21 protein-coding genes are annotated in these 22,373 nt (G+C 65.4%); 19 read left to right on the forward strand and 2 right to left on the reverse strand.

The window, feature by feature from the left end:
- Positions 1 to 3: 3 nt before the first annotated feature.
- Positions 4 to 819 carry a type I methionyl aminopeptidase gene (map, locus tag HWX22_RS08100; RefSeq protein ID WP_021159103.1) on the reverse strand — a complete coding sequence of 272 codons (816 nt, stop codon included), beginning with the start codon at positions 817 to 819 and terminating at the stop codon, positions 4 to 6.
- Between the two features lie 388 nt (positions 820 to 1,207).
- On the opposite strand from map, the gene rpsB reads away from it, so the two are divergent.
- The 16 genes from rpsB (at position 1,208) to HWX22_RS08180 (ending at position 16,874) form a co-directional block, all read left to right on the forward strand.
- Positions 1,208 to 1,948 carry a 30S ribosomal protein S2 gene (gene rpsB / locus HWX22_RS08105; RefSeq protein WP_006483818.1) on the forward strand — a complete coding sequence of 247 codons (741 nt, stop codon included), beginning with the start codon at positions 1,208 to 1,210 and terminating at the stop codon, positions 1,946 to 1,948.
- Positions 1,949 to 2,110: 162 nt separating this feature from the next.
- Positions 2,111 to 2,992: a translation elongation factor Ts gene (gene tsf, locus HWX22_RS08110; protein ID WP_034188848.1), complete on the forward strand. Its 882-nt coding sequence runs from the start codon at positions 2,111 to 2,113 to the stop codon at positions 2,990 to 2,992.
- 156 nt (positions 2,993 to 3,148) lie between these two features.
- Complete coding sequence (gene pyrH, locus HWX22_RS08115; RefSeq protein WP_011885142.1) at positions 3,149 to 3,862, forward strand: UMP kinase; 714 nt, start codon at positions 3,149 to 3,151, stop codon at positions 3,860 to 3,862.
- A 102-nt stretch (positions 3,863 to 3,964) separates the two neighbouring features.
- A complete protein-coding gene (frr, locus tag HWX22_RS08120; protein ID WP_006752152.1) occupies positions 3,965 to 4,525 on the forward strand; it encodes a ribosome recycling factor in 561 nt (186 codons plus the stop codon).
- A gap of 49 nt (positions 4,526 to 4,574) precedes the next feature.
- Positions 4,575 to 5,357 carry a polyprenyl diphosphate synthase gene (uppS, locus tag HWX22_RS08125; protein WP_006758563.1) on the forward strand — a complete coding sequence of 261 codons (783 nt, stop codon included), beginning with the start codon at positions 4,575 to 4,577 and terminating at the stop codon, positions 5,355 to 5,357.
- Complete coding sequence (locus HWX22_RS08130; protein WP_175908858.1) at positions 5,351 to 6,172, forward strand: phosphatidate cytidylyltransferase; 822 nt, start codon at positions 5,351 to 5,353, stop codon at positions 6,170 to 6,172. Before uppS ends, HWX22_RS08130 begins: the two co-directional genes overlap by 7 nt.
- Positions 6,173 to 6,187: 15 nt before the next feature.
- A complete protein-coding gene (locus tag HWX22_RS08135; protein WP_175915363.1) occupies positions 6,188 to 7,384 on the forward strand; it encodes a 1-deoxy-D-xylulose-5-phosphate reductoisomerase in 1,197 nt (398 codons plus the stop codon).
- A gap of 11 nt (positions 7,385 to 7,395) precedes the next feature.
- Positions 7,396 to 8,784, forward strand: coding sequence for an RIP metalloprotease RseP (gene rseP, locus HWX22_RS08140; RefSeq protein WP_175915364.1), 1,389 nt, complete (start codon positions 7,396 to 7,398; stop codon positions 8,782 to 8,784).
- Positions 8,785 to 8,848: 64 nt separating this feature from the next.
- On the forward strand, positions 8,849 to 11,155 hold the full coding sequence (gene bamA / locus HWX22_RS08145) for an outer membrane protein assembly factor BamA (RefSeq protein WP_059691997.1): 2,307 nt from the start codon (positions 8,849 to 8,851) through the stop codon (positions 11,153 to 11,155).
- 64 nt (positions 11,156 to 11,219) lie between these two features.
- Positions 11,220 to 11,717 (forward strand): OmpH family outer membrane protein, encoded by a 498-nt coding sequence (locus tag HWX22_RS08150; protein WP_059529330.1) that lies wholly within the window; start codon positions 11,220 to 11,222, stop codon positions 11,715 to 11,717.
- A 16-nt stretch (positions 11,718 to 11,733) separates the two neighbouring features.
- Positions 11,734 to 12,828, forward strand: a complete 1,095-nt coding sequence (gene lpxD, locus HWX22_RS08155; protein WP_059691996.1) for a UDP-3-O-(3-hydroxymyristoyl)glucosamine N-acyltransferase — start codon at positions 11,734 to 11,736, stop codon at positions 12,826 to 12,828.
- A 129-nt stretch (positions 12,829 to 12,957) separates the two neighbouring features.
- Positions 12,958 to 13,425 carry a 3-hydroxyacyl-ACP dehydratase FabZ gene (gene fabZ / locus HWX22_RS08160; protein WP_006495559.1) on the forward strand — a complete coding sequence of 156 codons (468 nt, stop codon included), beginning with the start codon at positions 12,958 to 12,960 and terminating at the stop codon, positions 13,423 to 13,425.
- 67 nt (positions 13,426 to 13,492) lie between these two features.
- The gene (gene lpxA, locus HWX22_RS08165) at positions 13,493 to 14,281 is read left to right on the forward strand and encodes an acyl-ACP--UDP-N-acetylglucosamine O-acyltransferase (RefSeq protein WP_059817736.1); all 789 of its coding nucleotides are present in this window, start codon (positions 13,493 to 13,495) and stop codon (positions 14,279 to 14,281) included.
- 3 nt (positions 14,282 to 14,284) lie between these two features.
- Positions 14,285 to 15,454 carry a lipid-A-disaccharide synthase gene (gene lpxB, locus HWX22_RS08170; protein ID WP_059817734.1) on the forward strand — a complete coding sequence of 390 codons (1,170 nt, stop codon included), beginning with the start codon at positions 14,285 to 14,287 and terminating at the stop codon, positions 15,452 to 15,454.
- On the forward strand, positions 15,451 to 16,095 hold the full coding sequence (gene rnhB / locus HWX22_RS08175) for a ribonuclease HII (RefSeq protein WP_059817732.1): 645 nt from the start codon (positions 15,451 to 15,453) through the stop codon (positions 16,093 to 16,095). Before lpxB ends, rnhB begins: the two co-directional genes overlap by 4 nt.
- Positions 16,092 to 16,874, forward strand: a complete 783-nt coding sequence (locus HWX22_RS08180; protein WP_175915365.1) for an RNA methyltransferase — start codon at positions 16,092 to 16,094, stop codon at positions 16,872 to 16,874. The genes rnhB and HWX22_RS08180 overlap by 4 nt, the downstream gene beginning before the upstream one ends.
- Before the next feature lie 121 nt (positions 16,875 to 16,995).
- Here the strand turns inward: HWX22_RS08180 and HWX22_RS08185 are convergent, their stop codons facing one another.
- Entirely contained in the window at positions 16,996 to 17,811 is an 816-nt protein-coding gene (locus HWX22_RS08185) for a pyruvate, water dikinase regulatory protein (protein ID WP_059450011.1), read from the reverse strand.
- Between the two features lie 376 nt (positions 17,812 to 18,187).
- Here HWX22_RS08185 and ppsA point away from each other — a divergent pair, with 376 nt between their 5' ends.
- From ppsA to HWX22_RS08200, 3 genes are all read left to right on the forward strand, one after another.
- The gene (ppsA, locus tag HWX22_RS08190; RefSeq protein WP_175915366.1) at positions 18,188 to 20,587 is read left to right on the forward strand and encodes a phosphoenolpyruvate synthase; all 2,400 of its coding nucleotides are present in this window, start codon (positions 18,188 to 18,190) and stop codon (positions 20,585 to 20,587) included.
- A gap of 218 nt (positions 20,588 to 20,805) precedes the next feature.
- Positions 20,806 to 21,240 (forward strand): NfeD family protein, encoded by a 435-nt coding sequence (locus tag HWX22_RS08195; protein WP_059529350.1) that lies wholly within the window; start codon positions 20,806 to 20,808, stop codon positions 21,238 to 21,240.
- Between the two features lie 33 nt (positions 21,241 to 21,273).
- On the forward strand, positions 21,274 to 22,209 hold the full coding sequence (locus HWX22_RS08200; RefSeq protein ID WP_059817728.1) for an SPFH domain-containing protein: 936 nt from the start codon (positions 21,274 to 21,276) through the stop codon (positions 22,207 to 22,209).
- The last annotated feature ends 164 nt before the right edge of the window (positions 22,210 to 22,373 follow it).

Genomic DNA, 22,373 nt, shown 5'->3' on the forward strand with positions numbered 1-22,373 from the left:
CGCTCAGACCGCGGCGGCCGGTTGCGCGAACACCGGGCGCGCGGGCGTGCCGGCGGACACAGTCAGCACCTCGTAGCCCGTCTCGGTGACGAGCACCGTGTGCTCCCACTGCGCGGACAGGCTGCGGTCGCGCGTCTTGACCGTCCACTGGTCGGGCATCGTGCGGATATCGCGCTTGCCGGCGTTGATCATCGGCTCGATCGTGAAGATCATCCCGGCCTTCAGCTCGATGCCGGTGCCCGGACGGCCGTAGTGGACGACCTGCGGATCCTCGTGGAACACCGTGCCGATGCCGTGGCCGCAGTATTCGCGCACGACGCTGTAGCCCTGCGCTTCCGCATGCTTCTGGATCGCGTAGCCGATGTCGCCGAGGTGGGCGCCGGGCTTGACCTGGTCGATGCCGAGCCACATGCACTCGTAGGTGGTCTGTACAAGGCGCTTCGCGAGGATCGAGCCCTCGCCGACGATGAACATCCGGCTGGTGTCGCCGAAGTAGCCGTTCTTGATCACGGTGATGTCGATGTTCAGCGCGTCGCCGTTCTTGATCACCTTCTCGCCCGGAATGCCGTGGCAGATCACGTCGTTGACCGAGATGCAGGTGGCCTTCGGGTACGGCGGATAGCCGGGCGGCTGATAATTCAGCGGCGCGGGGATCGTGCCCTGCTCGTTGAGCATGAATTCGTGACAGAGCCGGTCGAGTTCGGCGGTCGTGATGCCCGCGACGACGTGCGGCGTGATGAAGTCGAGCACTTCGCTCGCGAGACGGCAGGCGACGCGCATCTCGGCGATGTCGTGTTCGTTTTTGAGCGTAATAGCCATCGAGGTATGCCTGGAATGCGGTGAATTGACGGATTATCGCACCTTATGGCGGGCCTCGCAGCCCCTGCCGGCGGTGCCGATGCGGGTTTTCGCGGATTGCCCGGCCGACTGCCGCGCGGCAAGCGAAAGTGCCGGGCGACTTGAGAGCCGACAAATCGGCGTGCTATACTCTTTGGCTAAGTCGACATCCAAATGCCGAACATGTCCGTCATCGGGCGGTACAGGGCGGCATGGCGATGAAAGGCTTGCGGCACGGGCATTTTCGCACGTGCCGAATCGCAAGCCGGCGCAACCAGGGTGCCGGCCGCGCGGAACGAGGGTCCTTCGGGGCGCGTTCGCGCGGCGGTACGGCAGCCGGCTTAAGACCCAACCCTCGTGGAGAATTTACATGGCAGTCACGATGCGCCAAATGCTGGAAGCGGGTGTCCACTTCGGTCACCAGACCCGTTTTTGGAACCCGAAGATGGCTCCGTTCATTTTCGGTCACCGCAACAAGATTCACATCATCAACCTCGAAAAGACGCTGCCGATGTTCACGGACGCACAGAAGTACGTGCGCCAGCTGGCAGCGAACCGCGGCACGATCCTGTTCGTCGGCACGAAGCGTCAGTCGCGTGACACGATCGCCCAGGAAGCGCAGCGCGCGGGCATGCCGTACGTCAACGCACGCTGGCTCGGCGGCATGATGACCAACTTCAAGACGCTGAAGGTTTCGATCAAGCGCCTGAAGGACATGGAAGCGGCAGTCGAGGCGGGCGAGCTCGAGAAGATGAGCAAGAAGGAAGCGCTGCTGTTCGAACGCGAAATCGCCAAGCTGCAGAAGTCGATCGGCGGCGTGAAGGACATGGGCGGCATTCCGGACGCAATCTTCGTCGTCGACGTCGGCTACCACAAGATTGCCGTGACGGAAGCGAACAAGCTGGGCGTGCCGGTCATCGCCGTGGTCGATACGAACCACTCGCCGGAAGGTGTGGATTACGTGATCCCGGGTAACGACGACTCGAGCAAGGCAGTCGCGCTGTACGCCGAAGGCGTGGCCGACGCGATCCTGGAAGGCCGTGCGAACGCGGTCAACGAAGTGGTCCAGGCAGCGCGTGGCGACGACGAGTACGTCGAGGAAAACGCGTAACTGGCCCCGAGCCGGCGCAAAAAGGGGGCTCTCAACAGGCCCCCTTTTTTTAAGCTTGTGCGCCGGACCTGATCGCGCCGAATCGGCGCGGGTCCGGAAACGATTTTCGGCCGTTCGCGTCCAAGCGGGCGGCGTTGTGAATACAGACTCAAGGAGCGAATGATGGCGGCAATTACCGCAAGCATGGTGGCAGAACTGCGCGCAAAGACCGACGCACCGATGATGGAGTGCAAGAAGGCGCTGACGGAAGCCGACGGCGATCTGGCCAAGGCTGAAGAGCTGCTGCGCGTGAAGCTCGGCAACAAGGCGAGCAAGGCGGCATCGCGCGTGACGGCCGAAGGCGTCGTCGCATCGTTCGTCGGCGGCAACGCGGGCGCGCTGGTCGAACTGAACTGCGAAACCGACTTCGTCGCGAAGAACGACGACTTCCTCGCATTCTCGAAGACGGTCGCGGAACTCGTCGCGACGCAAAACCCGGCCGACGTGGCAGCGCTGTCGGCACTGCCGCTCGACGGCTCGACGGTCGACGCAGTGCGTCTGGCCCTGATCGGCAAGATCGGCGAGAACGTGTCGATCCGCCGTTTCGTCCGTTTCGAAACCGCGAACAAGATCGCAACGTACCTGCACGGCGCGCGTATCGGCGTGATCGTCGAGTACACGGGTGCGGAAGAGCAGGTCGGCAAGGACGTCGCGATGCATATCGCCGCGATGAAGCCGGTCGCGCTGTCGTCGGCCGACGTGCCGGCGGAACTGATCGAGACGGAGCGCCGTGTCGCCGAGCAGAAGGCTGCCGAATCGGGCAAGCCGGCTGAAATCGTCGCGAAGATGGTCGACGGCAGCGTCCAGAAGTACCTGAAGGAAGTGTCGCTGCTGAACCAGACGTTCGTGAAGAACGACAAGCAGACGATCGAGCAGATGCTGAAGGCAGCGAATGCGGCAGTGCAGAAGTTCGCGCTGTTCGTCGTCGGCGAAGGCATCGAGAAGCGTCAGGACGACTTCGCCGCCGAAGTGGCCGCGCAAGTCGCTGCAGCAAAGCAGCAGTAAGCAGTCAGGCAGTATCCGCGGCGGGCGTCCGCTCCGCCGCGGCCGGCGCCGCCGCCGGCCGGCCGGGAACCCCCGTCCGACCGTCGGCGCTTGCCCGAATCAGTATTTCGCCCCTACAGTTCGTGGTTGTCATCCTCTCGTCGCTCGGAAGCCCCTATGTCCAATGCCTATAAACGCGTCCTCCTCAAACTCTCCGGCGAAGCGCTGATGGGCGACGATGCCTTCGGCATCAATCGCGCGACGATCGAGCGGATGGTGGCGGATATCGCCGAAGTCGTGGGTCTCGGCACGCAGCTCGCGGTCGTGATCGGCGGCGGTAACATTTTCCGCGGTGTCGCGGGCGGCGCGGCCGGCATGGACCGCGCGACGGCCGACTACATGGGGATGCTGGCGACGATGATGAACGCGCTGGCGCTGCAGGACGCGATGCGCCACGCCGGCATCGTCGCGCGCGTGCAGTCCGCGCTGCGCATGGACCAGGTCGTCGAGCCGTACATCCGGCCCCGCGCGATCCGCCAGCTCGAGGAAGGCAAGGTCGTGATCTTCGCGGCCGGCACGGGCAACCCGTTCTTCACGACGGATACGGCCGCCGCGCTGCGCGGTTCGGAAGTGGGCGCCGAGGTCGTACTGAAGGCGACCAAGGTCGATGGCGTATATTCTGCCGATCCGAAGAAGGATCCGTCGGCCACGCGCTACACGACGATCAGCTTCGACGAGGCGATCAGCCGCAATCTGCAGGTGATGGACGCGACGGCCTTCGCGCTGTGCCGCGACCAGAAGCTGCCGATTCGCGTGTTTTCGATCAACAAGCCGGGCGCGCTCAAGCGTATCGTGCTGGGCGAGGACGAAGGTACGCTCGTCCACGTGTAAACTCCCGCGGATGCGGGCAAGCGGCGTGGGTCGCCGGCCGCGGTGCGTGGCGCGCCGGGCGGGGCCCGCGTTCTTTGAAGGTTGGAAGGTTTGGAGGTTGAAATGAGTGTCGCTGATGTCAAGAAGGGCGTAGAGCAGAAGATGCAGCGCTCGATCGAAGCGTTCAAGAACGATCTGGCGAAGATCCGTACGGGCCGTGCGCATACCGGTCTGCTCGATCACGTGCAGGTCGACTACTACGGTTCGATGGTGCCGATCTCGCAGGTTGCGAACCTGACGCTCGTCGATGCACGCACGATCGGCGTGCAGCCGTGGGAAAAGAACATGGTCGCGAAGGTCGAGAAGGCCATCCGCGAAGCAGATCTCGGCCTGAACCCGGCGACGGCCGGCGACCTGATCCGCGTGCCGATGCCCGCGCTGACGGAAGAGCGCCGCCGCGAACTGACCAAGGTGGTCAAGAGCGAAGGCGAAACGGCCAAGGTTGCGATCCGTAACCTGCGCCGCGACGCAAACGAAGCGCTCAAGAAGCTCGTGAAGGACAAGGAAATCTCGGAAGACGACGAGCGCCGTGCGAGCGACGACGTGCAGAAGCTGACCGACAAGCACGTTGCCGAAGTCGACAAGCTCGTGCAGAGCAAGGAAGCCGAGATCATGACGGTCTGACGACCGTCCTCGCGCGCCGCCTTCTTCCCGCATTACTGTCTCAACGGCCATGACCTATACCAGCTCTACCGTTCGCGTGCCTGATGTCGGCGCCGTGCCGCGTCATATCGCGATCATCATGGACGGCAACGGCCGTTGGGCGACCGAACGCCGCTTGCCGCGCGTCGCGGGGCACACCCGCGGCGTGGATGCCGTGCGGGCGGTGGTCGAAGGCTGCGCGCGCGCCGGCGTCGAATACCTGACGCTGTTCGCGTTCAGTTCCGAAAACTGGCGCCGGCCGAACGACGAAGTGTCGTTCCTGATGCGGCTGTTCATCACCGCGCTCGAGCGCGAGATCGGCAAGCTGCATGCGAACGGGATCCGCCTGCGGGTGGTGGGCGATCTCGAGCGCTTCGAGCCGCGCATCCGCGAACTGATCCGCCGCGCCGAAACCAAGACGGCGCGCAACACCCGTCTCACCCTGACGATCGCCGCGAACTACGGTGGCCGCTGGGACATCCTGCAGGCGACGAAGAAACTCGTCGAGCAGGCCGTGCGCGAGGGACGCGAGGTCGACGTGACCGAAGACGCGTTCGCGCCGCACCTGGCGATGGCCTATGCGCCGGAGCCCGATCTCTTCATCCGCACCGGCGGTGAGCAGCGCGTCAGCAATTTCCTGCTGTGGCAGCTCGCGTACGCCGAATTCTATTTCACCGACAAATACTGGCCGGACTTCGACGGCGCGGCGCTGGCCGACGCGATCGCGTCGTATACCGAGCGCGAGCGCCGTTTCGGGCGCACCAGCGCGCAGCTCGAACCACAATCGCAGAACGCCGACTCCCTTTCATGCTGAAGACCCGTGTGATCACGGCGGTCGTGATGCTGGCAGTGTTGCTGCCGGTGACGCTGTTCGCGCCGCTCGCCGCGTTCGGCGCGCTGATCGGCGTCGTGCTCGTGTTCGCCGCGTGGGAGTGGGCGCGCCTGCTCAAGCTCGGCGCAACCGGTTCGGTCGTCTACGCGATCGTCGCGGCGCTGGCGCTCGCGGCGACCGCGCCGCTCGGCGTCGAAGCCGCTTCGTCTCGTCCCCTTTTCATGGCGGCCGGCGTGTTCTGGCTGCTGGTCGGCCCGTTCTCGCTGCGGCGCAAGCCGGAGCTCGCGGGCGGCGTGTGGCGGCCGTTCCTGCTCGCGGCCGGGCTCGTGGTGTTCGCAGCCTGCTGGCACGCGGTCGTCGCGGCGCGCGCGCAGGGCGTTGCGTTCGTGCTGTCGCTGCTTCTGGTCGTCTGGCTGGCCGATATCGGCGCATACTTCGCGGGCAAGGCCTTCGGAAAGCGTAAACTGGCCGTTACGATCAGTCCCGGCAAGAGCTGGGAAGGCGCGATCGGCGGCTGGCTCGTCGTGATGGTCGTCGCGGGTGTCGCGATGGCCGCGCACTGGTTCGAGCCGACCCTGTTTTCCGCATTCGCTGCGCGCTACGGGATGCCCGGCGCGTGGGCCGCGCTGACGCTGCTGGTCGTCTACAGCGTGATCGGCGACCTGTTCGAGTCGCTGCTGAAGCGTCAGGCGGGCGTGAAGGATTCGAGCGGCCTGCTGCCCGGTCACGGTGGCGTGCTCGACCGCGTCGACGCGCTGCTGCCGGTGCTGCCGCTCGCAATGCTGCTGCTTGGTTAAACCACTATTTCTGCTATGCAAAAACGTCTGACACTGCTCGGTTCCACGGGCTCGATCGGAGACAGCACGCTCGACGTGGTCGCCCGCCATCCCGAGCGTTTCTCGGTCTACGCGTTGACCGCGCACCGCAACGGCGACAAGCTCGTCGAGCAGTGCCTGCGATTCGCACCGGAAATCGCGGTGGTCGGCGATGCGAACACGGCGACGCACGTCGAGGCGAAACTGCGCGCGGCGGGCAGCAAGACGACGGTGCTGTACGGGCCGCAGGCGCTCGTCGACGTGTCGAAGAGCGACGGCTGCGATACGGTCGTCGCCGCGATCGTCGGCGCGGCCGGCCTTGCGCCAAGCCTCGCGGCCGCGCGCGCCGGCAAGCGCATCCTGCTCGCGAACAAGGAATCGCTCGTGATGTCGGGCGCGATCTTCATGGACGCCGTGCGCGACCATGGCGCGATCCTGCTGCCGGTCGACAGCGAACACAACGCGATCTTCCAGTGCATGCCGCGCGACGAGAACGAGCACGGCGGGATCTCGAAGATCATTCTGACCGCGTCGGGCGGCCCGTTCCGCACGCGTGAGCCGGCCACGCTCGTCGACGTGACGCCGGACGAAGCATGCAAGCACCCGAACTGGGTGATGGGCCGCAAGATTTCCGTCGATTCCGCGACGATGATGAACAAGGGCCTCGAAGTCATCGAGGCGCACTGGATCTTCGGCCTGCCGGGCGACCGGATCGACGTGCTGATCCACCCGCAGAGCGTGATCCATTCGCTTGTGTCGTACCGCGACGGCTCGGTGCTCGCGCAGCTCGGCAACCCCGACATGCGCACGCCGATTGCGCACGCGCTCGCGTTCCCGGAGCGCGTCGACGCCGGTGTCGACCAGCTCGACCTCGCGCAGATCGCGCAGCTGTCGTTCGAGAAGCCCGACTACACGCGCTTCCCGTGCCTCGCACTCGCGCTGAAGGCGCTTGAGGAGGGCGGTATCGCGAGCGCCGCGTTGAACGCGGCGAACGAAATCGCGGTCGAAGCATTTCTCGAGCGCCGGATCGGCTTCATGGCGATCGCGGCGACGGTCGATGCGGTGCTCAACGCACTGCCGAACCGTAACCCGAACGGGCTCGACGACGTCCTTGCGGCGGACGCCGAGGCACGCCGCCTCGCCGCCGAGATCATTGCGAAAGCGCCTGCGCCACGCGTGGAGCGCGCTGTCTGAATGAGGTGCTCATGAACGTGCTGGTCGAACTGATCGCGTTTGCGGTGGCGATCGGGGTGCTGGTCGTCGTGCATGAGTACGGACATTATCGCGTCGCGCGCTGGTGCGGCGTGAAGGTGCTGCGTTTCTCGATCGGTTTCGGCCAGCCCGTCGCGCGCTGGGTCAGCCGCAGGACGGGCACCGAATGGACGCTCTCGGCGTTGCCGCTCGGCGGTTACGTGAAGATGCTCGACGAGCGCGAGCCGGGGGCGGGCGTCAAGCCCGAGGAACTCGATCAGGCGTTCAACCGGCAATCGGTGTTCAAGCGCATCGCGATCGTCGCCGCCGGCCCGATCGCGAACTTCCTGTTGGCAATCGTCCTGTTTTCCGTCGTATTCGCAACCGGCGTGACCGAGCCGGCCGCGGTGCTCGCGCCGCCGGCCGCCGGCACCGTGGCGGCTCGCGCGGGCTTCGACGGCGGCGAGACGATCGTGTCGATCCGCGACGCGCGCGTAGGTGACGCGCAAGGTGGCGAGGCCGTGCCGGTGCGCTCGTGGTCGGACCTGCGCTGGAAGCTGCTGTCCGCCGCGTTCGATCATCGCGAGGTCGTGCTCGGCGCGCGCGACGGCGGCGCGTCGACGTTCGACTTCCGCGTCGACCTGCGCAATGTTCCCGAAAGCCAGCTCGACGACGATTTCATGATGCACCTGGGCTTCGAGACCGGCGGCGGCACGCTGTCGGTGGCGTCCGTGCAGCCCGGCAGCGCGGCCGAGCAGGCGGGCCTGAAGGCCGGCGACAAGCTGCTGGCGCTCGACGGCAGTCCGATCGGCGGCGCGTCGCGCTTCATCGACGCGGTGAAGCACCATGCGGGCCAGGCGGTCGAACTGCAGGTCGAGCGTGGCGGCGCCGCCCGGACGGTGTCGATCGTGCCGCAAGCGCAGCGCGACGATGAAACGGGGCAGCAGATCGGCCGCATCGGCGCGGCGCTGTCGATGCACACGCCGTCGGTCGACGTGCGCTATGGGCCGATCGAGAGTCTGCGGCTCGGCGCGCACCGCACGTGGGACATCGCGGTTTACTCGCTGAAGATGTTCGGACGGATGATCACGGGCGATGCGTCGCTGAAGAATCTGTCCGGCCCGGTGACGATCGCCGACTACGCCGGCAAGAGCGCGCGGCTCGGTCCGTCGGCCTTCCTGTCGTTCCTCGCCCTTGTCAGCATTAGCCTCGGGGTGCTGAACTTGCTGCCGATTCCCGTTTTGGACGGGGGGCATCTGTTATATTATCTGGTTGAAGCCGCGACCGGGAAAGCGGTCTCGGAGCGCTGGCAGCTGATTCTGCAAAGAGCCGGGTTGATCTGCATCGTCGCGTTGTCGGCGATCGCGCTGTTCAACGACCTGGCTCGGTTAATCCATTTCTGAAGCGTCAGGCGGCGGCCAGTCGGCCGCCGCCTGATTTGATGCAGCTAAATATTGGGGATGCACGTTGTTCAAACCTCATCGCTTTGTACCTAAGACAGTTGCAGCGGCCGCGCTCGCCGCGCACGGCCTCGCGGCGCATGCAGCGGCACCGTTCGTGGTGCAAGACATCAAGATCGAGGGGTTGCAGCGCGTCGAAGCGGGTTCGGTGTTCGCCTACCTGCCGATCAAGCAGGGCGATACCTTCACCGACGACAAGGCATCCGAAGCAATCCGCGCGCTGTACGCCACGGGTTTCTTCAACGACGTGCGCATTGCCACCCAGGGCAACGTCGTGATCGTGCAGGTGCAGGAGCGTCCGGCCATCGCGTCGATCGATTTCACCGGCACGAAGGAATTCGACAAGGACAACCTGACGAAGGCGCTGCGCGCGGTGGGTCTGGCCGACGGCCGCTACTACGACAAGGCGCTCGTCGACAAGGCGGAGCAGGAGCTCAAGCGTCAGTACCTGACGCGCGGCTTCTATGCGGCCGAGGTCAAGACGACGGTCACGCCGGTCGACGCGAACCGCGTGTCGATCCTGTTCGCGGTCGCCGAAGGCCCGAGCGCGAAGATCCGCCAGATCAACTTCATCGGCAACAAGGCGTTCAGCACCAGCGCGCTGCGCGACGAGATGCAGCTGTCGACGCCGAACTGGTTCTCCTGGTACACGAAGAACGACCTGTACTCGAAGGAAAAGCTCACGGGCGACCTCGAGGCCGTGCGCTCGTACTACCTGAACCGCGGCTACCTCGAGTTCAACATCGAGTCGACCCAGGTGTCGATCTCGCCCGACAAGAAGGACATGTACCTGACGGTCACGCTGCACGAAGGCGAGCCGTACACGGTGTCGGGCATCAAGCTGTCGGGCAACCTGCTCGACCGCGAAGCCGAACTGAACAAGCTGATCAAGATCAAGCCGGGCGATCGCTTCTCGGCCGAAAAGCTGCAGCAAACGACGAAGTCGATCGTCGACAAGCTCGGCGAATACGGCTATGCATTCGCGACCGTCAACGCGCAGCCGGACATCGACCAGGCAAACCACAAGGTGAACCTGAATCTCGTCGTCGATCCGAGCCGCCGCGTGTACGTGCGCCGCATCAACGTGGTCGGCAACACGCGTACGCGTGACGAAGTCGTGCGCCGCGAAATGCGCCAGCTCGAAAGCTCGTGGTTCGATTCGAACCGCCTCGCGCTGTCGAAGGACCGCGTGAACCGTCTCGGCTACTTCACCAACGTCGACGTGACGACGGTGCCCGTCGAAGGCACGAACGACCAAGTCGACGTGAACGTGAAGGTCGATGAAAAGCCGACCGGCGCGATCACGCTGGGCGCGGGCTTCTCGTCGACGGACAAGGTGGTGCTGTCGGCGGGCGTGTCGCAGGACAACGTGTTCGGCTCGGGCACGAGCCTGTCGGTGAACGTCAACACCGCGAAGAGCTACCGCACGCTGACCGTCACGCAGGTCGACCCGTACTTCACGGTCGACGGCATCAAGCGGATCACGGACGTCTACTACCGCACGTACCAGCCGCTCTACTATTCGACGAGCTCGAGCTTCCGGATCATCAGCGCGGGCGGCAACCTGAAGTTCGGCATTCCGTTCTCGGAAGTCGACACCGTCTACTTCGGCGCGGGCTTCGAGCAGAACCGTCTCGACGTCGACTCGAACACGCCGCAGAGCTACCAGGATTACGTGAACGAGTTCGGCCGCGTGTCGAACACGGTGCCGCTGACGGTCGCGTGGTCGCGCGACGCGCGTGACAGCGCGCTGATCCCGAGCCGCGGCTACTTCACGCAGGCGAACGTCGAATACGGCGTGCCGGTCGGCAAGATTCAGTACTACAAGGCCGACCTGCAGGCGCAGTACTACTATTCGTTCTCGCGCGGCTTCATCCTGGGCCTGAACCTGCAAGGCGGCTACGGCAACGGTATCGGCAACCCGTACCCGATCTTCAAGAACTACTACGCGGGCGGTATCGGCTCCGTGCGTGGCTATGAGCCGAGCTCGCTGGGCCCGCGCGACACGAAGACGAACGACCCGATCGGCGGTTCGAAGATGTTGGTCGGCAACATCGAGCTGACGTTCCCGCTGCCGGGTACCGGCTACGACCGCACGCTGCGCGTGTTCACGTTCCTCGACGGCGGTAACGTGTGGGGCAACGCGCCGGGCGGCACGAGTACCGGCGCGAACGGCCTGCGTTACGGCTACGGTGTGGGTCTCGCGTGGATCTCGCCGATCGGCCCGCTGAAGCTGAGCCTCGGCTTCCCGCTGCAGAAGCATGAAGGCGACCAGTACCAGAAATTCCAGTTCCAGATCGGGACGGCGTTCTGATCGAACGCATGACAACAGCAACGAGAGGGTAATTTTGCTAACCGGTAAGTTTTCGAAACGAGTGATGTGTGCGCTGACCGTTGCGCTGGCCTTGGGCGCGGCGACGGCACATGCTCAGGACGTCGCCCGCATCGCGGCGGTCAATTCGGATCGGATCCTGCGCGAGTCCGCGCCCGCCAAGGCGGCGCAGACGAAGCTCGAAGCCGAGTTCGCGAAGCGCGACAAGGATCTGCAGGACCTCGCCGCGCGTCTGAAGTCGATGTCCGATTCGCTGGACAAGAACGGCCCGTCGCTGTCGGCGGCCGATCGCGCGCAGAAGCAGCGCGATCTTGCGCAGCTCGATACCGACTTCCAACGCAAGCAGCGCGAGTTTCGCGAAGACCTGAACCAGCGCCGCAACGAGGAACTCGCGGCGGTGCTGGAGCGTGCGAACAAGGTCATCAAGCAGATCGCCGAGCAGCAGAATTACGACCTGATCGTGCAGGAAGCCGTGTACGTCAGCCCGCGCATCGACATCACCGACAAGGTGCTCAAGGCGCTCGCGTCCGGCTCGACGAACTGAACGGAGCAGACGACGAATGGCATTGACGCTTGAGGCACTCGTAAAGCGGTTCGGCGGCGAGATCGTCGGCGACGCCCAGTGCAAGGTGGGCGGCCTCGCGCCGCTCGACCAGGCAGGCCCTCAGCAACTCGCATTTCTCGCGAATCCGAAGTATCTGTCGCAGGTCGAGACGACCCGCGCCGGCGCGGTGCTGATCGCGCCGAAGGATCTCGAAAAGCTGGGCGCGGCCGCTGATGGCAGGACGGCCGGCTCCCGCAATTTCATCGTGACGCCGAATCCGTACGCGTACTTCGCGCGCGTCGCGCAGATGTTCATCGATCTCGCCACGCCGCCGCGCGCGGCCGGCGTGCATCCGAGCGCGACGATCGATCCGGCCGCGCAGGTCGCCGCGAGCGCGGTGATCGGTCCGCACGTGACGATCGAGGCCGGCGCGGTGATCGAGGACGGCGTGCAGCTCGACGCGAACGTGTTCGTGGGGCGCGGCACGACGATCGGCGCGGGTTCGCACCTGTATCCGAACGCATCGGTGTACCACGGCTGCAAGATCGGCCCGCGCGCGATCATCCATTCGGGTGCCGTGATCGGTTCCGACGGGTTCGGCTTCGCGCCGGATTTCGTCGGCGACGGCGAGGCGCGCACCGGCAGCTGGGTCAAGATTCCGCAGGTCGGCGGCGTGTCGGTCGGCCCGGACGTCGAGATCGGCGCGAACACGACGATCGATCGCGGCGCGATGGCGGACACCGTCATCGAGGAATGCGTGAAGATCGACAACCAGGTGCAGATCGCCCACAACTGCCGGATCGGCGCCTACACGGTGATCGCCGGCAAGGCGGGCATCGCGGGCAGCACGACGATCGGCCGCCACTGCATGATCGGCGGCGCGGCCGGAATCGCCGGCCACGTGACGCTTGGCGACTATGTCATCATCACCGCGAATTCGGGCGTGTCGAAGTCGCTGCCGAAGGCAGGCATCTACACGAGCGCGTTCCCTGCCGTCGACCACGGCGAATGGAACAAGAGCGCTGCGCTCGTGCGCAACCTCGACAAGCTGCGCGACCGCATCAAGGCGCTCGAAACCGCGCTGGCCGCCCAGGGCGGCACGGACGCCTGACCGCACCATGCGAGACCACGAACCGGGCACGGCCAGCGCATCCGGCCCGGTTTGCCAGACTGGGCCGCGCGGCGGCCCGCTTCAGCCTTTGCATCACCACCGCGCAGCTTCTGCGTGAGACGAACCATCATGAGCACTGAAAAAATCAATCTCGACATCCACAAGATCCTCACGCTGCTGCCGCATCGCTACCCGATTCTGCTCGTCGATCGCGTGCTCGAACTCGAGCCGCACAAGGGAATCAAAGCGCTGAAGAACGTGTCGATCAACGAGCCGTTCTTCCAGGGGCACTTCCCGAAGCGGCCGGTGATGCCGGGTGTGCTGATCCTCGAGGCGCTCGCTCAGGCGGCCGCGCTGCTGACGTTCGCGGAAGAGCAGCCGAAGGATCCGGAGAACACGCTGTACTACTTCGTCGGCATCGACGGCGCACGCTTCAAGCGTGTGGTCGAACCGGGCGACCAGCTGATTCTGAACGTGACGTTCGAACGCTACATCCGCGGCATCTGGAAGTTCAAGGCGGTGGCGGAAGTGGACGGCAAGGTGGCGGCGGAAGCCGAATTGATGTGCACGGTCAAGACGGCCGACGCGGCGCCCTGAGCGACGCGGCACGCATGGGTAACGTAACGCGAGCAACGCGACACATCACATCGAGAGGCAACGGCGCATGACCAGGATTCATCCTACCGCGATCGTCGAACCGGGTGCGCAGATCGACGAGACCGTCGAGATCGGGCCGTACGCGATCGTCGGGCCGCACGTCACGATCGGCGCGCGTACGACGATCGGTTCGCACAGCGTGATCGAAGGTCACACGACGCTCGGCGAGGACAACCGCATCGGCCATTACGCGTCGGTCGGCGGCCGTCCGCAGGACATGAAGTACAAGGACGAGCCGACGAAGCTCGTGATCGGCAACCGCAACACGATCCGCGAATTCACGACGATCCACACCGGCACCGTGCAGGACGTCGGCGTGACGACGCTCGGCGACGACAACTGGATCATGGCCTATGTGCACATCGGTCATGACTGCCGCGTCGGCAACAACGTGATCCTGTCGAGCAACGCGCAGATGGCCGGTCACGTCGAGATCGGCGACTGGGCGATCGTCGGCGGGATGTCGGGCGTGCACCAGTTCGTGCGCATCGGTGCGCACTCGATGCTGGGCGGTGCCTCGGCGCTCGTGCAGGACGTGCCGCCGTTCGTGATCGCGGCCGGCAACAAGGCCGAGCCGCACGGCATCAACGTCGAAGGCCTGCGCCGGCGCGGTTTCTCGCCCGACGCGATCTCGGCACTGCGCAGCGCGTACCGCCTGCTGTACAAGAACGGCCTGTCGCTCGAGGAAGCGAAGGTGCAGTTGCGCGAATTGGCGGCCGCGGGCGGCGAAGGCGACGCAGCTGTTGGCGCGCTCGTCGCGTTCATCGACGCGTCCCAACGCGGCATCATCCGCTAAGCGATGTCGCTCCCGACCAATCAGCTCCGGCTCGCGATGGTGGCCGGCGAGCCGTCGGGCGATCTGCTCGCGGCGTCGCTGCTCGGCGGGCTTCAAGAGCGGCTGCCCGCGTCGACCCGCTACTACGGGATCGGCGGGCAGCGGATGCTCGCGCACGGCTTCGACTCGCACTGGCAGATGGACAAGCTGACGGTGCGCGGCTACGTCGAGGCGCTGGGCCAGATTCCCGAAATCCTTCGGATTCGCGGCGAACTGAAGCGCCAGCTGCTCGCGGAGCGGCCCGACGCATTCATCGGCGTCGACGCGCCCGATTTCAACTTCAACGTGGAGCAGGCCGCGCGCGACGCGGGCATCCCGTCGATCCACTTCGTATGCCCATCGATCTGGGCTTGGCGCGGGGGGCGGATCAAGAAGATCGCGAAGTCCGTCGACCACATGCTGTGCCTGTTCCCGTTCGAACCGGCGATCCTCGACAAGGCGGGCGTCGCGTCGACGTATGTCGGCCACCCGCTGGCCGACGAGATTCCGCTCGAGCCCGACACGCATGGCGCGCGCATCGCGCTGGGCTTGCCGGCGGACGGCCCCGTGATCGCGGTGCTGCCGGGCAGCCGGCGCTCGGAGATCGGGCTGATCGGCCCGACGTTCTTCGCGGCGATGGCGCTGATGCAGCAGCGCGAGCCCGGCGTGAGGTTCGTGATGCCGGCGGCGACGCCTGCACTGCGCGAGCTGCTGCAGCCGCTCGTCGACGCGCATCCGCAGCTTGCGCTGACGATCACCGACGGCCGCTCGCAGGTCGCGATGACGGCCGCCGACGCGATCCTCGTGAAGAGCGGCACCGTCACGCTGGAAGCCGCGCTGTTGAAGAAGCCGATGGTGATCTCGTACAAGGTGCCCTGGTTGACCGGGCAGATCATGCGCCGGCAGGGCTACCTGCCGTACGTCGGCTTGCCGAACATTCTGGCGGGGCGCTTCGTCGTGCCCGAGCTGCTGCAGCATTTCGCGACGCCCGAGGCGCTCGCCGATGCGACGCTCACGCAGCTGCGCGACGACGCGAACCGTCGCACGCTGACCGACGTGTTTACCGAAATGCATCTCTCGCTGCGGCAGAACACGGCCGCGAAAGCGGCCGAAGCGGTCGTGCGCGTACTCGAGCAACGCAAGGGGCGCGCATGACGGCCGCCCGTACACCACGCCGCCGCGCGTCGACCGACGTGCAGGGCGGCTTCGACTTCAGCCGGCCCGACGAGATCGTCTGCGGCGTCGACGAAGCGGGCCGCGGCCCGCTCGCGGGGCCGGTGGTCGCCGCCGCGGTGATCCTCGATCCCGCGCAGCCGATCGACGGGCTCGACGATTCGAAGGCGTTGTCCGCGAAGAAGCGCGACGCGCTGTACGAGCTGATCGTCGCGCGCTCGCGCGCGTATTGCGTCGCTTCGGCGAGCGTCGACGAGATCGATACGCTCAACATCCTGCACGCAACGATGCTCGCGATGAAGCGGGCCGTCGAAGGCCTGTCGGTGCTGCCGACGCTCGCACAGATCGACGGCAACCGCTGTCCGACGCTGACGGTGCGTGCCGAGGCGATCGTAAGCGGCGACGCGCTCGTGCCGAGCATTTCCGCCGCATCGATCCTCGCGAAGGTCACGCGCGACCGCATGCTCGTCGACCTGCACGAACGCTTCCCGGTATATGGCTTCAACGTGCATGCGGGCTACGGCACCGAGAAACATCTTGCCGCGCTGCGCGAGCACGGCCCGTGCGAAGCCCATCGGCGCTCCTTCGCGCCGGTGCGTGCGGCACTTGACCTGATTCGATGAAAAGCATTACTTCCCGCGACAATCCGCTGTACAAGCGCCTGAAGGCGCTCGCGGGTTCGACGTCCCAGCAGCGGCGGGGCGGTCAGGCGCTGCTCGAGGGTTTCCACCTCGCCAGCGCGTATCTCGATACGGGCGCAACACCCGAGCTGTGCGTCGCGACCGAAGGCGCGCTCGCGCACGACGAAGCGCAGGCGATCATCGCGCGCGTCGACGCGCAGCGGGTCGTCACGCTGCCCGACGCATTGTTCGGGCAACTGTCGAACGTGGTCAGCGGCGTCGGTTTCCTGTTGCTCGTCGACCGGCCCGCGCAGCCGCTGCCGGAGCGCGTCACGCACACGTCTGTCGTGCTCGACGGCGTGCAGGACGCCGGCAACGTCGGTTCGATCTTGCGCAGCGCGGCGGCCGCCGGCGTGCGGCACGTATTCTGTGCGCCGGGCACCGCCTATGCGTGGTCGTCGAAGGTGCTGCGTTCGGCGATGGGCGCGCATTTCCTGCTGTCGATCCACGAGGACGTCGAGCCGGACGCGCTCGCCGTGCGTCTCGACGTGCCGGTTGCGCTCACCGATTCGCATGGCGCGCGGGCGGTCTACGACTGCGACCTGGCCGGGCCCGTCGCATGGGTGTTCGGCAACGAGGGCGCCGGCGTGTCGGCGTTCTGGCGCGACGCGGCCACGCATCGCGTGACGATCCCGCAGCCGGGCGGCATGGAGTCGCTGAACGTCGCGGCGGCGGCGGCGGTGTGCCTGTTCGAGCAGGTGCGGCAGCAGCGGCGCGCGTGACATGACGACGTGACGCACGGCGTTGTCCGCGCGCGTATCCCGACCATGAAAAAAAGGCCGCGTTCGACGCGGCCTTTCTGCTTCTGGCGGCGGCCTGGCGGCCGCGCCGGCGGGCAAGTCGTCAGTACGACTGCCGGTCGAGACGGATTTCCTGCAGGATCGTCGTCGCGATCTCCTCGATCGACTTGTGTGTCGACGACAGCCACTTGATCCCTTCGCGACGCATCATCGCCTCGGCCTCGTTGATCTCGTAGCGGCAGTTCTCCGGCGCCGCGTACTTGCTGCCCGGGCGGCGCTCGTTGCGAATCTCCGACAGGCGTTGCGGGTCGATCGACAGGCCGAACAGCTTGTCGCGATGCGGCGACAGCGCCGACGGCAGCTTGCCGCGCTCGAAGTCTTCCGGAATCAGCGGATAGTTGGCTGCCTTCACGCCGTACTGCATTGCGAGATACAGGCTCGTTGGCGTCTTGCCGCTGCGCGACACGCCGACCAGGATCACGTCGGCCTCCGACAGGTTGCGGTTCGACTGGCCGTCGTCGTGCGCGAGCGAGAAGTTGATCGCCTCGATCCGCGTCTTGTATTCCTCGGTGTCGGCGTTCTGGTGGCCGCGGCCCATCGCGTGGCTCGACTTCAGCTCCAGTTCCTGCTCGAGCGGCTCGACGAAGCGCTGGAACATGTCCAGCACGAGCGCGTTCGAGCGCTTGACGATGTCGTTCGACTCGCTGTCGACGAGCGTCGTGAACACGATCGCGCGGCGGCCGTCGTGCACCGCGGCTTCGTTGATCTTCTCGACGGTCGCAAAGGCCTTGTCGAGCGAGTCGACGAACGGCAAGCGCACGAGGCGGAATTTCTGGTCGAACTGGGAGAGGATCGAGTGCGCGAAGGTTTCGGCAGTAATCCCGGTGCCGTCGGAGACGATGAAAACGGTAGGCAGCATGAATCTGGGCGTCGAACGTGAAGGGCGGTTGCGCGGGCGGCTGGAGGTTCGCCTCCAGACGCAGTGACAAGGTCGCGCCACATCCGGCAGCCGGCACGGTAGAATAGCGGCAACCTGTTGGATAAGCAATTGCGGGGGCAGGGTGCGAACGGCCCCCCGGGCTTGCCGCGAGCGATCTAAAACTCCCGGCAAGTTCGGCGATTCGTCTGACTATATCGCCCTTCTGCCGGGATTTTTGCAAATCGGGTCGGAAGATTTTCCGCCGCTGCGATTGTTTCTCCAACAGGTTGCGCAAGACGCGCCGCGCCTTTTTGCAAGCGCCCGCGTCCGAGCCCACTTGCGCAATCGAGCATTTTTTTCACACTTAGGGGCTTGTATGATTAACGCAGCAAACGTCGCAAAGGACCAGGCGTATGTAATCCCGTTCGAGCAGTTGCGGATGACCGATGTGGAGATCGTGGGCGGCAAGAATGCGTCGCTCGGCGAGATGATCAGCCAGCTTTCCGAAGCAGGCGTTCGTGTACCCACCGGTTTCGCCACGACCGCGCTCGCATTCCGTGATTTCCTCAAGCACAACGATCTGACCGATCGCATCGCCAAGCGTCTCGAGTCGCTCGACATCGACGACGTGAAGGCGCTCGCCGAAGCCGGTGCCGAAATCCGCAAGTGGATCGTCGATGCACCGCTGCAGGCGCGTCTCGAGCAGGAAATCCGCGCACAGTTCGAAATCCTGAAGAACGGCTCGCCGGGCGAGCTGTCGTTCGCCGTGCGTTCGTCCGCGACCGCGGAAGACTTGCCCGACGCGTCGTTCGCCGGCCAGCAGGAGTCGTACCTGAACGTCGTCGGCATCGACGACGTGCTCGACCGCATGAAGCACGTGTTCGCGTCGCTGTACAACGACCGCGCGATCTCGTACCGCGTTCACAAGGGCTTCACGCACGCCGAAGTCGCGCTGTCGGCCGGCGTGCAGCGCATGGTCCGCTCCGACGTCGGCGCGGCCGGCGTGATGTTCACGATCGATACCGAATCGGGCTTCAAGGACGCCGTGTTCATCACGTCGAGCTATGGCCTGGGCGAAACCGTCGTGCAGGGCGCCGTGAACCCGGACGAGTTCTACGTGTTCAAGACGACGCTCGCACAGGACAAGTACCCGATCATCCGCCGCTCGATCGGCTCGAAGCTGATCAAGATGGAATTCACGCAGCCGGGCGAGCCGGGCCGCGTGAAGACGGTCGACGTGCCGCACGAGCAGCGCAACCGCTACTCGATCACCGACGAAGACGTGATCGAGCTGGCGAAGTACGCGGTCATCATCGAGAAGCACTACCAGCGTCCGATGGACATCGAGTGGGGCAAGGACGGCCGCGACGGCAAGATCTTCATCCTGCAGGCGCGTCCGGAAACGGTGAAGAGCCAGGCGTCCGGCAAGGCCGAGCAGCGCTTCAAGCTGAAGGGCCAGTCGCAGGTGCTGGCGACGGGTCGTGCGATCGGCCAGAAGATCGGCGCGGGCCCCGTGCGCGTGATCCAGGATCCGTCGGAAATGGAACGCGTGCAGCCGGGCGACGTGCTGGTGGCTGACATGACCGACCCGAACTGGGAGCCGGTGATGAAGCGTGCAGCTGCGATCGTCACGAACCGTGGCGGCCGGACCTGCCACGCGGCGATCATCGCGCGTGAGCTCGGCGTGCCGGCAGTCGTCGGCTGCGGCGACGCGACCGACATCCTGAAGGATGGCGCGCTCGTCACGGTGTCGTGCGCGGAAGGCGACGAAGGCAAGATCTACGACGGGCTGCTCGAGACGGAAGTCACGGAAGTGCAGCGCGGCGAACTGCCGGAAATCCCGGTCAAGATCATGATGAACGTCGGCAACCCGCAGCTCGCGTTCGACTTCTCGCAACTGCCGAACGGTGGTGTTGGCCTCGCACGTCTCGAGTTCATCATCAACAACAACATCGGCGTGCACCCGAAGGCGATCCTCGAGTACCCGAACATCGACCAGGATCTGAAGAAGGCGGTCGAGAGCGTCGCGCGCGGCCACGCGTCGCCGCGCCAGTTCTACGTCGACAAGCTGACGGAAGGCGTTGCGACGATCGCCGCGGCGTTCTATCCGAAGCCCGTGATCGTGCGTCTGTCCGACTTCAAGTCGAACGAGTACAAGAAGCTGATCGGCGGTTCGCGCTACGAGCCGGACGAGGAAAACCCGATGCTGGGCTTCCGCGGCGCGTCGCGCTACATCGCCGAAGACTTCGCGCAGGCGTTCGAGATGGAGTGCCGTGCACTGAAGCGCGTGCGCGACGAGATGGGCCTGACCAACGTCGAGATCATGGTGCCGTTCGTGCGGACCGTGAAGCAGGCGGAGCGCGTCGTCGGCCTGCTCGAGAAGTTCGGCCTGAAGCGTGGCGAGAACGGCCTGCGCCTCGTGATGATGTGTGAAGTTCCGACCAACGCGATCCTCGCCGAAGAGTTCCTCGAGCACTTCGACGGTTTCTCGATCGGTTCGAACGACCTTACGCAGCTCACGCTCGGCCTCGACCGCGACTCGGGCATGGAACTGCTGGCCGTCGACTTCGACGAACGCGACCCGGCCGTCAAGTTCCTGCTCAAGCGGGCGATCGATACCTGCCGCAAGATGGGCAAGTACGTCGGCATCTGCGGTCAGGGCCCGTCCGATCACCCGGACTTCGCGCAATGGCTGACTGACGAAGGCATCGTGTCGATCTCGCTGAACCCGGACACGATCATCGATACGTGGCAGGCGCTCGCCAACCGGAAGTAACGGTCGGTAATGGCCGTTCGGCGCAAGTGCGGTACCGCCGCGCTTGTGTTGAAGGCAAAATGCAAGGTTCGTGTTATAAACACCCCGGTAAGCACCGGGGTGTTTTTGTTTGTCGGTACGTAACGGGGTGACCCGGCCGACCCGGGCGTGCCGGTCGCGTCCGCTTGCGGCGGCGAAGAATATAGTGAGCGTACGGGACCGTTTTTCTGGAGACCACAATGATGTCGGGGCATCTGTTCTGGTGGGTCGCAGTGGGTGTGCTGGTCGTGGCCGAGTTGCTCACGGGCACGTTCTACCTGCTGATGATTGCGCTCGGCTTTCTCGCGGGCGGATTGCTGCAACTGGCCGGTTTCGCGCCGCACGTGCAGTTTGGCGTGGCCGCCGTGGTCGCGATCATCGCGATGATCGTGCTGCGCCGCTCGGGGCTCGGGCGCAAGCAGAAGCGCGACACGTCGACGAATCCCGACGTCAATCTCGATATCGGCTCGACCGTCACGGTCGACGCATGGCATGACGGCCGCGCGCGCGTGCAATATCGCGGCGCCGACTGGGACGTCGAACTCGCGCACGGCGAGCGCGACGATGTGCGCGTGTATCAGGTGCGCGCCGTGCGCGGCAACTGTCTCGTGGTCGTAGCGAAACCTGCGGGCTGATCGTCCGCTGATACAACAAGGAGAGAACATTTCATGGATTCGCTGATCATCTGGGTCGTCTTGCTCGTCATCGCCATCGTGATCGTGTCGAAGACGGTGAAGATCGTCCCGCAGCAGCATGCGTGGGTGCTCGAACGCTTTGGGCGCTATCACGCGACGCTGTCGCCCGGTCTCAATATCGTGCTGCCGTTCGTCGACCGGATCGCCTACCGACACGTGCTGAAGGAAATTCCGCTCGACGTGCCGAGCCAGGTCTGCATCACGCGCGACAACACGCAGCTGCAGGTCGACGGCGTGCTGTACTTCCAGGTGACCGATCCGATGAAGGCGTCGTACGGATCGAGCAACTTCGTGCTCGCGATCACCCAGCTCGCGCAGACGACGCTACGGTCGGTGGTCGGCAAGCTCGAACTCGACAAGACCTTCGAGGAACGCGACTTCATCAACCACAACATCGTGTCGGCGCTCGACCAGGCTGCCGCGAACTGGGGTGTGAAAGTGCTGCGTTACGAGATCAAGGACCTTACGCCGCCGAAGGAAATCCTGCACGCGATGCAGGCGCAGATCACCGCCGAGCGGGAAAAGCGCGCGCTGATCGCCGCATCCGAAGGCCGCAAGCAGGAGCAGATCAACCTCGCCTCGGGCGCGCGCGAGGCGGCGATCCAGAAGTCGGAAGGCGAGCGGCAGGCCGCGATCAACCAGGCGCAGGGCGAGGCGGCCGCGATTCTCGCGGTGGCCGAGGCGAACGCGCAGGCCATCCAGAAGATCGCGAACGCGATCCAGTCGCAGGGCGGGATGGATGCCGTGAACCTGAAGGTCGCCGAGCAGTACGTCGGCGCGTTCTCGAACCTCGCGAAACAGGGCAATACGCTGATCGTGCCGGCGAACCTGTCGGATCTCGGCACCGCGATCGCGTCGGCGCTGACGATCGTCAAGAACGCGACGCCAGCCGCGGGCGGAAAGGGTTGAGCGCACGCGCGGCTCGGTGAGCCGTCCGGCCGTTGCGTGCGGCCGGCGTGCGGCGAATCGTCGCGCCATGGAATCGCGATCCTGCTCGCATGACGATAAGCGGCGCAGGGTTTCATCAGGAACCGTGAGCGGCTGCTCGATCGGCGCATCGACGCATCGCGGCT

It is taken from the genome of Burkholderia sp. BCC1638, assembly GCF_902833195.1.
Taxonomy (GTDB): Bacteria; Pseudomonadota; Gammaproteobacteria; order Burkholderiales; family Burkholderiaceae; genus Burkholderia; species Burkholderia diffusa.

Excerpts from the sequence above, each read along its gene's own strand:
- HWX22_RS08185 (WP_059450011.1), bottom strand. The coding sequence starts at position 17,811 with ATGCTGCCTACCGTTTTCATCGTCTCCGACGGCACCGGGATTACTGCC.
- ppsA (WP_175915366.1), top strand. The coding sequence starts at position 18,188 with ATGATTAACGCAGCAAACGTCGCAAAGGACCAGGCGTATGTAATCCCG.
- rseP (WP_175915364.1), top strand. The coding sequence starts at position 7,396 with ATGAACGTGCTGGTCGAACTGATCGCGTTTGCGGTGGCGATCGGGGTG.
- pyrH (WP_011885142.1), top strand. The coding sequence starts at position 3,149 with ATGTCCAATGCCTATAAACGCGTCCTCCTCAAACTCTCCGGCGAAGCG.
- fabZ (WP_006495559.1), top strand. The coding sequence starts at position 12,958 with ATGAGCACTGAAAAAATCAATCTCGACATCCACAAGATCCTCACGCTG.
- lpxA (WP_059817736.1), top strand. The coding sequence starts at position 13,493 with ATGACCAGGATTCATCCTACCGCGATCGTCGAACCGGGTGCGCAGATC.
- lpxB (WP_059817734.1), top strand. The coding sequence starts at position 14,285 with ATGTCGCTCCCGACCAATCAGCTCCGGCTCGCGATGGTGGCCGGCGAG.
- HWX22_RS08130 (WP_175908858.1), top strand. The coding sequence starts at position 5,351 with ATGCTGAAGACCCGTGTGATCACGGCGGTCGTGATGCTGGCAGTGTTG.
- frr (WP_006752152.1), top strand. The coding sequence starts at position 3,965 with ATGAGTGTCGCTGATGTCAAGAAGGGCGTAGAGCAGAAGATGCAGCGC.
- HWX22_RS08135 (WP_175915363.1), top strand. The coding sequence starts at position 6,188 with ATGCAAAAACGTCTGACACTGCTCGGTTCCACGGGCTCGATCGGAGAC.
- lpxD (WP_059691996.1), top strand. The coding sequence starts at position 11,734 with ATGGCATTGACGCTTGAGGCACTCGTAAAGCGGTTCGGCGGCGAGATC.
- HWX22_RS08195 (WP_059529350.1), top strand. The coding sequence starts at position 20,806 with ATGATGTCGGGGCATCTGTTCTGGTGGGTCGCAGTGGGTGTGCTGGTC.
- map (WP_021159103.1), bottom strand. The coding sequence starts at position 819 with ATGGCTATTACGCTCAAAAACGAACACGACATCGCCGAGATGCGCGTC.
- rnhB (WP_059817732.1), top strand. The coding sequence starts at position 15,451 with ATGACGGCCGCCCGTACACCACGCCGCCGCGCGTCGACCGACGTGCAG.
- tsf (WP_034188848.1), top strand. The coding sequence starts at position 2,111 with ATGGCGGCAATTACCGCAAGCATGGTGGCAGAACTGCGCGCAAAGACC.
- HWX22_RS08150 (WP_059529330.1), top strand. The coding sequence starts at position 11,220 with ATGTGTGCGCTGACCGTTGCGCTGGCCTTGGGCGCGGCGACGGCACAT.
- rpsB (WP_006483818.1), top strand. The coding sequence starts at position 1,208 with ATGGCAGTCACGATGCGCCAAATGCTGGAAGCGGGTGTCCACTTCGGT.
- uppS (WP_006758563.1), top strand. The coding sequence starts at position 4,575 with ATGACCTATACCAGCTCTACCGTTCGCGTGCCTGATGTCGGCGCCGTG.
- HWX22_RS08180 (WP_175915365.1), top strand. The coding sequence starts at position 16,092 with ATGAAAAGCATTACTTCCCGCGACAATCCGCTGTACAAGCGCCTGAAG.
- HWX22_RS08200 (WP_059817728.1), top strand. The coding sequence starts at position 21,274 with ATGGATTCGCTGATCATCTGGGTCGTCTTGCTCGTCATCGCCATCGTG.